Annotated in this window: 9 protein-coding genes; 6 read left to right on the top strand and 3 right to left on the bottom strand. The window is 51.1% G+C overall.

All coding sequences use genetic code 11. The features are described from left to right. Positions 1-142: 142 nt before the first annotated feature. Complete coding sequence (locus tag OGY68_RS18515; protein WP_003833199.1) at positions 143-409, top strand: putative hemolysin; 267 nt, start codon at positions 143-145, stop codon at positions 407-409. A gap of 13 nt (positions 410-422) precedes the next feature. On the opposite strand, the gene hslJ is transcribed toward OGY68_RS18515, so the two are convergent. Together hslJ and OGY68_RS18505 are read right to left on the bottom strand one after the other, a co-directional pair. Continuing rightward, the gene (hslJ, locus tag OGY68_RS18510) at positions 423-842 is read right to left on the bottom strand and encodes a heat shock protein HslJ (RefSeq protein ID WP_057069038.1); all 420 of its coding nucleotides are present in this window, start codon (positions 840-842) and stop codon (positions 423-425) included. Positions 843-954: 112 nt separating this feature from the next. Next, on the bottom strand, positions 955-1,944 hold the full coding sequence (locus tag OGY68_RS18505) for a 2-hydroxyacid dehydrogenase (RefSeq protein WP_003833196.1): 990 nt from the start codon (positions 1,942-1,944) through the stop codon (positions 955-957). Positions 1,945-2,560: 616 nt separating this feature from the next. Between OGY68_RS18505 and OGY68_RS18500 the strand changes: the two genes are divergently transcribed. From OGY68_RS18500 to OGY68_RS18485, 4 genes are all read left to right on the top strand, one after another. After that, positions 2,561-5,200 (top strand): YdbH family protein, encoded by a 2,640-nt coding sequence (locus tag OGY68_RS18500; RefSeq protein WP_057068882.1) that lies wholly within the window; start codon positions 2,561-2,563, stop codon positions 5,198-5,200. Then, positions 5,197-5,388, top strand: a complete 192-nt coding sequence (locus OGY68_RS18495; protein ID WP_008784882.1) for a YnbE family lipoprotein — start codon at positions 5,197-5,199, stop codon at positions 5,386-5,388. The genes OGY68_RS18500 and OGY68_RS18495 overlap by 4 nt, the downstream gene beginning before the upstream one ends. A gap of 7 nt (positions 5,389-5,395) precedes the next feature. Beyond that, entirely contained in the window at positions 5,396-5,722 is a 327-nt protein-coding gene (locus tag OGY68_RS18490) for a YdbL family probable chaperone protein (RefSeq protein ID WP_057068884.1), read from the top strand. Between the two features lie 124 nt (positions 5,723-5,846). Next, a complete protein-coding gene (locus OGY68_RS18485) occupies positions 5,847-6,038 on the top strand; it encodes a hypothetical protein (protein ID WP_008784880.1) in 192 nt (63 codons plus the stop codon). 43 nt (positions 6,039-6,081) lie between these two features. Here OGY68_RS18485 and azoR read toward each other — a convergent pair whose 3' ends face one another. Then, positions 6,082-6,687, bottom strand: coding sequence for an FMN-dependent NADH-azoreductase (gene azoR, locus OGY68_RS18480; protein WP_003020341.1), 606 nt, complete (start codon positions 6,685-6,687; stop codon positions 6,082-6,084). A gap of 201 nt (positions 6,688-6,888) precedes the next feature. Between azoR and hrpA the strand changes: the two genes are divergently transcribed. Continuing rightward, positions 6,889-10,791 (top strand): ATP-dependent RNA helicase HrpA, encoded by a 3,903-nt coding sequence (hrpA, locus tag OGY68_RS18475; protein ID WP_286617315.1) that lies wholly within the window; start codon positions 6,889-6,891, stop codon positions 10,789-10,791. Positions 10,792-11,135 lie beyond the last annotated feature (344 nt).

The following is an 11,135-nucleotide window of genomic DNA, read 5'->3' as shown; positions in this document are numbered from 1 at the left end:
GGTTTGATCAAAGGAGCAGGCAAAAAATTGCCAGAAAATGTAAACAGTACGCATAAATGCGTATTTTGCCTCTCGACGGCGGTGTTTCCGCTGCCTATTATTTATGGCTGTGTCGTTTGGTTAATATTCAGAGGGGAGTAAGATGCGCGCAGCGTTTTGGGTAGGATGTGCCGCGTTATTATTATCGGCTTGTAGCAGCGAACCTGTTCAGCAGGCAACCGCCGCGCATGTCGCACCGGGCATGAAGGCAGCAATGTCCAGTTCAGGAGAAGCTAATTGCGCCATGATTGGCGGTTCGCTCTCTGTTGCTCGTCAACTGGATGGTTCTGCTATCGGGATGTGTGCGCTACCCAACGGCAAACGCTGTAGTGAGCAGTCGCTTGCCGCCGGAAGTTGTGGGAGCTATTAAGCCACCACGTTTCCTACATTAAATCCGCGAGTTTATACGTCAGTGTTTGTTCTGCTGTCGCCAGCGTTAACTGGTCAGCAGTTAGATCGACCTGTGCGCCTTGCTTAAACATTTCGCTGACGATCCCGTCGAGCGCGTTAAGCTGTGGATCGGCGCACATCATACGCGTCATCGCCATATCTTTTACCTTCAACTCACCGTCGGACAGCTTGCCCTGACCGCGGAATTGATTACACATCTTTCCTGATACCGTCATGTTTTCGCCAAAACTTAACTCAGGTGGGTTGTTGGTGGTGGTGACGGCTTTACCATTCACGCTTTGCAAAACGAAGCGGTGATGCTGCAACTGTTCGCGATTGACGGAAACTTTTCCATTGCTCACACAGCCAGCCATCAGCATGCTGAGCGCAATCAACGTGACAACTTTCTTCATTAAATTTCTCTACGTTTGTGACGGGAATACATTCAATATAATAATGATACTGACTGTTTTATCATCGGTGATTATCTGAAAATGCTCCCCTGACGCCAGGGGAGCACAGGAATTAGAAGAGGGCGTTTGGACAGGTCTCGCCTTTGGAGATTTGGGCCAGATTCTGTAGCGTAGTCTCAGAAATACTGGTCAACGCTTCAGCTGTCAGGAACGCCTGATGTCCGGTGAACAACACGTTATGACAGGCTGACAGACGACGGAACACATCATCCTGAATGACGTCATTGGATTTATCTTCAAAGAACAGATCGCGTTCGTTCTCATACACGTCCATACCCAGAGAACCAATTTTCTGGTTTTTCAGCGCATCGATAGCGGCTTGTGAGTCGATCAATGCACCACGACTGGTGTTAATGACCATCACGCCGTTTTTCATCTGTTCAAAGGCTTCGTGATTGAGCAGATGATAATTCTCCGGTGTTAACGGGCAGTGCAGAGAGATGACATCTGACTCGGCAAACAGCGTTTTAAGATCGACATATTCAACGCCTAGCTCCAGCGCAGCAGCGCTCGGGTAAGGATCGAACGCCAGCAGACGCATACCAAAACCTTTCAGGATCCGCAGTGCAGCAATACCGATTTTACCGGTACCGATCACCCCAGCGGTTTTGCCATACATAGTAAAACCGGTCAGCCCCTCAAGAGAGAAATTGGCATCACGGGTACGCTGGTAGGCGCGGTGAATTCGGCGATTCAGCGTCATCATCATGCCAATCGCATGCTCAGCGACGGCCTCTGGTGAATAAGCTGGAACACGCACCACCTGCAGACCCAGCTCTTTTGCTGCGTCGAGATCGACGTTATTGAACCCGGCACAACGCAGCGCAATGTATTTCACGCCATGCTTTTTCAGTTCTTCCAGAACGGGGCGGCTGCCATCGTCGTTGACGAAAATGCACACAGCTTCACAGCCATGGGCGGTTTTCGCTGTTTTTTCCGTCAACAGAAAGTCAAAGAATTCAAGTTCAAAACCAAAAGCCTCGTTAACCTGCTGCAGATACTTCTTGTCGTACTGTTTTGTACTATAGATGGCGAGTTTCATAAGACTTTCTCCAGTGATTTTGACGTCACATTAATCCAATTCAAATTATTTTACAAAATCTAAAAAGTTATTGATAGTCATAGGCGTAATGAATAATGTCAGCGCATCTGTTGTTAGTGTGGGCAGGTTACACAATTTCAACAACTGGATATTTTTCTATCCAACTCACCCCCCGAATATCGCGGCAGGTAAAAAGCCAGCCGAATCACATCCGGACAGCTACGCTTATACAGGTAGCAATTATCGGGAGGGGTTATGCTGACTCACTCTGAAGCAAAACGATGGGCCACCCTAATGCTCAAGGCGGCATTATGCGATGGTATGAAACCTGATGAGATTTCCCGGCAGGTACATCTGGTCTGCGATCATCATGGTAGGGAGTGCCTCGAAGAACTCATTGAGGAAATTCTGATAGAAGCAGGTCGTATCGGACCTAAACATAGCGATGGACAACTTAGGCCTCATTGAGTCTGAATCTTAATATCCCAGACGGCACGTGTAACAGCGTGCCTGGAAATCGGTTATCTATCCTTAATGTGGGCATATCCAGTTAAACATGCCACAATACAGGCCTAAACCGGCTTAAATTTTTGCTAAATCAGGATATTAACTACCCATGAAGGGTAAATATAAAGCCGTTCTGGCACTCCTCTTATTATTGATTCTCGTGCCGCTGACGCTAGTGATGACGCTTGGCCTGTGGGTGCCTACGTTGGTAGGTATCTGGTTACCCGTTGGAACACGCATCGCGCTGGATGAGAGCCCGCGGCTGACACGGCATGGGTTGCATATACCTGAACTCCGCTATCTGGTTGAAGATTGCCCGCTAGCACGCATCACTCAGGCGGATCTGTCTCACCCCAGCCGCTGGTCGCTGAATGTCGGGACCATTGAGTTGGATTCAGCTTGCCTGGCCAAATTGCCGCAGGCAGAGCCATCGCCGGCAGCGCCTAAAACGCTGGCTGAATGGCAGTCAATGCTGCCCAATACCTGGATTAACATCGACAAACTTATTCTTTCTCCATGGCAGGAATGGCAGGGAAAACTGTCACTCTCGCTCACTCCCACCACTCAACAGCTGCGTTACCAGGGTGAAAAAGTTAAATTCCAGGGGCGTTTGCACGGACAAAACCTCACGGTAACTGAGCTGGATGTTGCGGCATTTGAAGGCCAGCCGCCGGTAAAATTGGTCGGTGAATTTACTATGCCACTGGTTCCCGATGGGCTACCGGTAAGCGGTCATGCGGTTGCGACGTTAAGTCTGCCGCAAGAGCCTACGCTTGTGGACGCCGAACTGGAGTGGCAAGAAAACAGCGGACAACTGATTGTCATGGCGCGTGATAATGCCGATCCGCTGCTGGACCTTCCGTGGGAAATAACACGCCAGCAACTGACCATCAGCGACGGACGCTGGAACTGGCCTTATCAGGGATTCCCGTTAAGCGGGCGGTTGGGCATAAAAGTTGAAAACTGGCAGGCCGGACTGGAAAACGCGGTGGTGAGCGGGCGTCTGAACGTTCTGACGCATGGCGACGCCGGTAAAGGAAATGCCGTATTAACGCTGGGGCCGGGTAAGCTTGGCATGGATAGTAGCGATATGCCGCTACAGTTGACCGGTGAAGCGAAACAGGGCGATCTGATCTTCTACGCGAAATTACCCGCCAGACTCACTGGAAGTCTGAACGATCCGCAATTGGCTTTTGAGCCAGGAGCGCTGCTGCGCTCACGTGGGAGGGTGATTGATTCGCTGGATATTGACGAGATTCGCTGGCCGCTGGCAGGCGTAAAAGTCACGCAACGTGGTGTGGATGGGCGTCTGCAGGCTATTTTACGTGCGCATGAAAACCAGATGGGGGGCTTTGAACTGCATCTGGATGGCCTGGCAAATGATTTTCTTCCTGATGCCGGTCGTTGGCAGTGGCGATATTGGGGGGAAGGCAGCTTTACGCCGATGCATGCCCGTTGGGACGTAGCGGGTAAGGGAGAATGGCATGACAACACCCTGAAGCTATTTGATCTTTCTACCGGATTTGATCATCTGCAATACGGCACGATGAAGGTGGAAAATCCGCGTCTGGTGATGGACGAACCGATAGTTTGGGTACGGGATGCAACCAAACCGACATTTAGCGGCGCGCTGTCGCTGGACGCAGGGAACACCACCTTCACCGGGGGAAGCGTGTTACCACCATCGACGCTGAAGTTCAGCGTGGAAGGTAGCGATCCGACAATTTTCCAGTTCAAAGGCCAGCTTCACGCGGGGGCGATTGGGCCCGTACAGCTGAATGGTCGTTGGGACGGTATCCGTCTGCGCGGACAGGCATGGTGGCCAAAACAATCGCTCACCGTATTCCAACCTCTGGTTCCACCTGACTGGAAAATGAAGCTACGTGAAGGTGATCTGTATGCGCAAGTCGCGTTTTCGGCAGCCCCGGAGCAGGGCTTTGAAGCAGGCGGTCATGGGGTGTTAAAAGGCGGTAGCGCCTGGATGCCCGATAACCAAATCAACGGTGTCGATTTTGTATTGCCTTTCCGGTTCAGTGAAGGCGCATGGCAACTGGGTACGCGTGGACCTATTTCACTGCGTATTGCGGAAGTGGTGAATCAGGTGACGGTGAAGAATATCGCCGCCGATCTGCAGGGGGCGTACCCCTGGAGTGAAAACAACCCGTTACTGTTGAGCGATGTCAGTGCCGACCTGCTGGGTGGCAAAATCATCATGCAGCAACTGCGGATGCCGCAGCACGACCCGGCCTTATTGCGGGTGCAGAATATCTCTTCCAGCGAGCTTATCAGTGCGGTTAACCCCAAACAGTTCGCCATGTCTGGCCCGGTCAGTGGTGCGTTGCCATTATGGCTGGACAACGAAAAATGGATCATTAAAGACGGCTGGTTGACTAATCCAGGGCCGATGACGTTGCGTATTGATAAGGACACAGCGGATGCGGTCGTCAAAGATAACATGGCGGCGGGGGCGGCCATTAACTGGCTGCGTTATATGGAAATAAGCCATTCGTGGACGAAAATAAATCTGGATAACCTCGGTGTCTTAACCATGCAGTCAACCGTGACTGGCAATAGTCGGGTAGATGGCAAAGTAGGTACGGTTAATTTGAATTATACCCACGAGGAAAACGTCTTTACGCTATGGCGCAGTTTGCGTTTTGGCGACAATTTACAGGCATGGCTTGAACAAAATGCAGCGCTGCCGGAAACCCATTGCCCGGAAGGCAAGGAATGTGAGGAACAACAATGAAAACGATAGCTGCCATGCTGGGTCTGCTGACTTCATCTCTGCTGGTAGGATGTACTCCCAGAATCGAAGTGGCTGCGCCAAAAGAGCCCATTACCATTAATATGAACGTCAAAATTGAGCATGAGATCCATATCAAAGTTGATAAAGACGTCGAAAGTTTATTGAAATCGCGCAGCGATTTGTTCTGAGGTCATGATGAGAAAACAGTTTGCAGTGGCGCTGGTCGTCCTAAGTTTACTCAGCAGCAATACGTGGGCATTGACCCTGAATGAAGCCAGAACTCAGGGGCGAGTAGGGGAAACGCGCAATGGCTATCTGGTGGCATTGAAAACCGATGCCGAAACGCAGGCGCTGGTGAGTGAGATTAATAAAGCGCGCAACGCCAGCTATCAGCAACTGGCTGAGAGCAATAATATTCCGCCAGATGAAGTGGCAAAAATGGCCGGGCAAAAGCTGGTTGCTCGTGCTAAACCGGGAGAGTATGTGCAGGGTATTAATGGTAAGTGGTTGAGAAAAGAGTAAATCGCTTTTTCACACAGCCAGAGGGACACGACGCTGGATTATTCATCGACATCGCAATAGTTGCCACACGGCATAAAATGGATGCTGATATAGTCCAACACCGGTCGCGTCGTAGGGTGAAATCATGTGGCTTCTCAAGTGGTATGTCTGGAATCGTTGGGTATTCAAGCTGTTAAGCCGGGATGTCGCGGAGCCTGAACAATTTTTGCTTCATTGCTGGGAAGAGAATCTGGCGAAATGCAGGGATTATGCAACCATCTGGCGTGATATTAATCGCATTCACGGCAAACAGATACAGATGCAGGGAAAGAAGTAAGTGTCGGAGAAACCCTCCCACCGGATGGTGAGAGGGGGAATTATCAGGCAGCTACCACGCTGTCGATAGCGGCTTTCGCGTCGGACTGTGCTTTAGACGCCACTTCCGGGCCGTACGCAATGCCTTCCGCAAAGACGACGTTCACGTCGGTGATGCCGATAAAGCCCAGGAATACGTTCAGATACGGCGTGATCAGGTCGGTCGGGGTATCTTTATGGATACCACCACGGCTGGTCAGCACCACCGCGCGTTTACCTGTCACCAGACCTTCCGGGCCTTTCTCGGTATAACGGAAAGTCACACCTGCACGGGCAATCAGGTCAAAGTAGTTTTTCAGCTGCGTTGGGATGTTGAAGTTGTACATCGGCGCGGCGATAACAATCACATCATGCGCTTTCAGCTCAGCAATCAGCTCATCGGACAGCGCCAGCGCTTCTTGCTGACGCGGCGTCAGCGGTGTATCGCTCGGGCGCATCGCACCCACCAGTTCGCCATCCAGTACCGGTACAGGATTTGCAGCCAGGTCGCGGACAGTGATTTCATCAGCAGAGTGCTTTTCACGCCACTGTTCAACAAAATAATCAGACAACTGACCAGACTGAGAGTACCCTGCCAGAATACTGGATTTAAGAACTAATACCTTGCTCATGGGTGTTTCCTTTTATGTGTTTGAAGGGGTAGTGCCCCGTTGCTTGTTGACACTTTATTCACAATCCTGTCGCAGTGATAGCGCAATATATCGAATCCTATGTTCGAAATTATTGAACAACACATGAAAAGCGCCGATGTGGTACTCTATACCCATCATCTAAAAGAGATTTAACCCGGCAGAGCACTGCCTTTTAACGCTATGACAGAACAACAAAAATTAACCTTCAACATGTTGCAGCAACAGCTGGACTCACTGATGCTGCGTGACAGACAGCGTTTTGCCCGCCGCCTGCACGGTGTGAAGAAGGTTAAAAATCCTGATGCACAACAGGCCATTTACCAGGAGATGGCGAAAGAGATTGAGCTGGCAGCCGGTAAAGTTGTGCTGCGTGAAGCGGCTCGTCCGGAAATTAGCTACCCGGAAAACCTGCCCGTCAGCCAGAAAAAACAGGATATTCTGGAGGCTATTCGCGACCATCAGGTGGTGATTGTCGCCGGTGAGACCGGTTCGGGGAAAACCACCCAGTTACCCAAAATATGTATGGAACTGGGGCGCGGGGTAAAAGGGCTGATAGGCCATACCCAGCCGCGTCGTCTGGCGGCGCGCACCGTGGCGAACCGTATTGCGGAAGAGCTGCAGACCGAGCCGGGCGGCTGTATCGGTTATAAGGTACGTTTCAGCGATCATGTCAGTGATAACACCATGGTCAAGCTGATGACGGACGGTATCCTGCTGGCAGAAATCCAACAGGATCGGCTGCTAATGCAGTACGACACCATCATCATCGATGAAGCGCATGAACGCAGTCTGAATATCGATTTTCTACTCGGCTATCTGAAAGAACTTCTACCGCGTCGCCCGGATCTAAAAATTATCATCACTTCGGCGACCATCGATCCTGAACGTTTTTCAAAGCATTTCAATAACGCGCCGATTATCGAAGTCTCCGGCCGAACGTATCCGGTGGAAGTGCGCTATCGTCCAATTGTTGAAGATGCAGATGACACTGAGCGTGACCAACTGCAGGCAATTTTTGATGCCGTAGATGAACTGGGGCGTGAAGGGCCTGGCGACATTCTGATCTTCATGAGCGGCGAACGTGAAATTCGCGATACCGCCGATGCGCTGAATAAGCTGGATTTGCGCCATACCGAAGTGCTACCGCTGTATGCGCGTCTTTCAAACAGCGAACAGAACCGCGTGTTCCAGTCGCACAGCGGTCGCCGTATCGTGCTGGCGACCAACGTTGCGGAAACGTCGCTGACCGTTCCGGGAATCAAATACGTAATTGACCCGGGCACCGCGCGTATCAGCCGTTACAGTTACCGCACCAAAGTTCAGCGCTTGCCGATTGAACCGGTGTCGCAGGCCTCTGCTAACCAGCGTAAAGGTCGCTGCGGTCGTGTTTCGGAAGGGATCTGTATTCGTCTGTATTCCGAAGACGATTTCCTGTCGCGCCCGGAGTTTACCGACCCGGAGATCCTGCGTACCAACCTGGCATCCGTTATTTTGCAGATGACCGCGTTGGGGCTGGGCGATATCGCGGCGTTCCCGTTTGTTGAAGCGCCGGATAAGCGCAATATTCAGGACGGTGTACGCCTGCTCGAAGAGCTGGGGGCGATAACCACCGACGAACAGGCAACCGCATACAAGTTAACGCCGTTGGGCCGTCAGCTGTCGCAACTTCCGGTGGACCCACGGCTGGCGCGAATGGTGCTGGAAGCGCAAAAACATGGTTGTGTGCGCGAAGCGATGATCATTACCTCAGCGCTGTCCATTCAGGATCCGCGCGAGCGCCCGATGGACAAGCAGCAGGCTTCCGACGAGAAGCACCGCCGCTTCCATGACAAAGAGTCTGATTTTCTTGCATTTGTGAACCTGTGGAACTATCTCGGCGAGCAGCAAAAAGCGCTGTCGTCAAACCAGTTCCGTCGCCAGTGCAAACTTGATTTTCTGAACTACCTGCGCGTGCGTGAGTGGCAGGATATCTACACGCAACTGCGCCAGGTGGTGAAAGAGTTGGGTATTCCGGTCAACAGCGAACCCGCTGAATATCGGGAGATCCACGTCGCGTTGCTGACCGGTTTACTGTCGCACATCGGGATGAAAGATACCGATAAACAGGAGTTTACCGGGGCGCGTAACGCTCGCTTCTCGATCTTCCCGGGTTCAGGTTTATTCAAAAAACCGCCGAAGTGGACGATGGTCGCCGAGCTGGTGGAAACCAGCCGACTGTGGGGACGTATTGCCGCGCGTATCGATCCCGAATGGGTGGAACCGGTAGCCCAGCATCTGATCAAACGTTCATACAGTGAACCGCACTGGGAACGCGCGCAGGGTGCTGTGATGGCGACAGAAAAAGTCACTGTCTACGGCTTACCGATTGTTGCGGCCCGTAAGGTAAATTACAGCCAGATCGATCCCGCGTTGTCGCGTGAACTGTTCATTCGTCATGCGCTGGTGGAAGGCGACTGGCAAACGCGCCATGCGTTTTTCCGTGACAATCTGAAGTTACGGGCTGAAGTGGAAGAGTTAGAACACAAATCACGCCGTCGCGACATTCTGGTCGATGATGAGACGCTGTTTGAGTTTTACGACCAACGCATCAGCCATGACGTGGTTTCTGCTCGTCACTTTGATAGCTGGTGGAAAAAGGTCAGCCGTGAAACACCGGATCTGCTCAACTTTGAAAAGAGCATGCTCATCAAAGAGGGTGCGGAGAAAATCAGTAAGCTGGATTATCCGAACTTCTGGCATCAGGGTAACCTTAAGCTGCGCCTGAGCTACCAGTTCGAACCTGGAGCAGATGCGGACGGTGTGACCGTACATATTCCACTCCCGCTGCTTAATCAGATCGAAGAGAGCGGTTTTGAATGGCAAATCCCGGGGCTGCGCCGCGAACTGGTGATCGCCCTGATTAAGTCGTTGCCAAAACCGGTACGACGCAACTTTGTGCCCGCGCCGAACTATGCGGAAGCGTTTTTAGGCCGCGTCACACCGCTGGAACTGCCGCTGCTGGACTCGCTGGAGCGTGAACTGCGCCGCATGACCGGCGTTACCGTTGACCGTGAAGACTGGCACTGGGATCAGGTGCCCGATCACCTAAAAATCACCTTCCGGGTGGTGGATGATAAAAATAAGACGCTACAGGAAGGGCGTTCGCTGCAAGATTTGAAGGATGCGCTGAAGGGTAAAGTTCAGGAAACATTGTCTGCGGTGGCCGATGACGGCATCGAACAGAGTGGGTTGCACATCTGGAGCTTCGGTCAACTTCCGGAAAGTTACGAACAAAAACGCGGTAACTATAAGGTGAAAGCGTGGCCGGCGCTGGTCGATGAGCGTGACAGCGTTGCCATCAAACTGTTTGATAATCCGTTGGAACAACAGCAGGCGATGTGGTGCGGTTTACGCCGCCTGTTGCTGCTGAATATTCCTTCGCCAATCAAATACTTGCACGAGAAGCTGCCCAATAAAGCCAAGCTGGGGCTGTACTTTAACCCATACGGTAAAGTTCTGGATTTGATTGACGACTGTATCTCCTGCGGTGTGGATCAGTTAATTGACGCCAACGGTGGCCCGGTGTGGACTGAAGAAGGCTTTACCGCGCTGCATGAAAAAGTGCGGGCTGAACTGAACGATACGGTGGTGGAGATTGCGAAGCAGGTCGAACAGATCCTGACCGCAGTGTTTAATATCAATAAACGTCTGAAAGGGCGTGTGGATATGACCATGGCGCTGGGTCTCGCGGATATCAAATCGCAAATGGGCGGAATGGTGTATCGTGGCTTTGTTACCGGCAATGGTTTCAAACGTCTGGGTGATACGTTGCGTTATTTGCAGGCTATTGAAAAACGTCTGGAAAAACTGGCTATCGACCCGCACCGTGACCGTGCACAGATGCTGAAAGTGGACAGTGTGCAGCAGGCCTGGCAGCAGTGGTTCAATAAACTGCCTCCCGCACGCCGTCAAGATGCCGATGTCAAAGAGATCCGCTGGATGATAGAAGAGCTGCGCGTCAGCTATTTTGCCCAGCAGCTTGGTACGCCGTATCCGATCTCCGATAAACGTATTCTGCAGGCGATGGAGCAGATTAGCGGCTGACTACGTTATACATTTTCTTGCTCTTTAATAAACCCGGTTAGCATAAGCGCCGGGTTTATTTATGAATTCTGAAAATAATACGAAGTATGTTGAATAAAATATAATAAGAGTATGCTGCCAGGGTGCAGATAGATAATCATGGTGTGGCGGTAGCATTGTATATATAGATGGCATTTATTCATATACTTAATATTGTTTCCTTTTGTTCTGTGAATCCGATTTTTAAAAGTCTGTATTGCAATGATTCCATTGATTTAGTGAATGAAAAGATTGTGTTTTTATAATTATGCTCAATGTCATTATATAACGTAATCTATATGTTTTTTAATGATTCATTAAGTTGT

The organism is Citrobacter sp. Cpo065 (assembly GCF_030332805.1).
In the GTDB taxonomy this organism is placed as follows: domain Bacteria; phylum Pseudomonadota; class Gammaproteobacteria; order Enterobacterales; family Enterobacteriaceae; genus Citrobacter; species Citrobacter portucalensis.
Note: the sequence above shows the minus strand (reverse complement) of the source record. Positions and strands in the feature narration are given on the sequence as shown.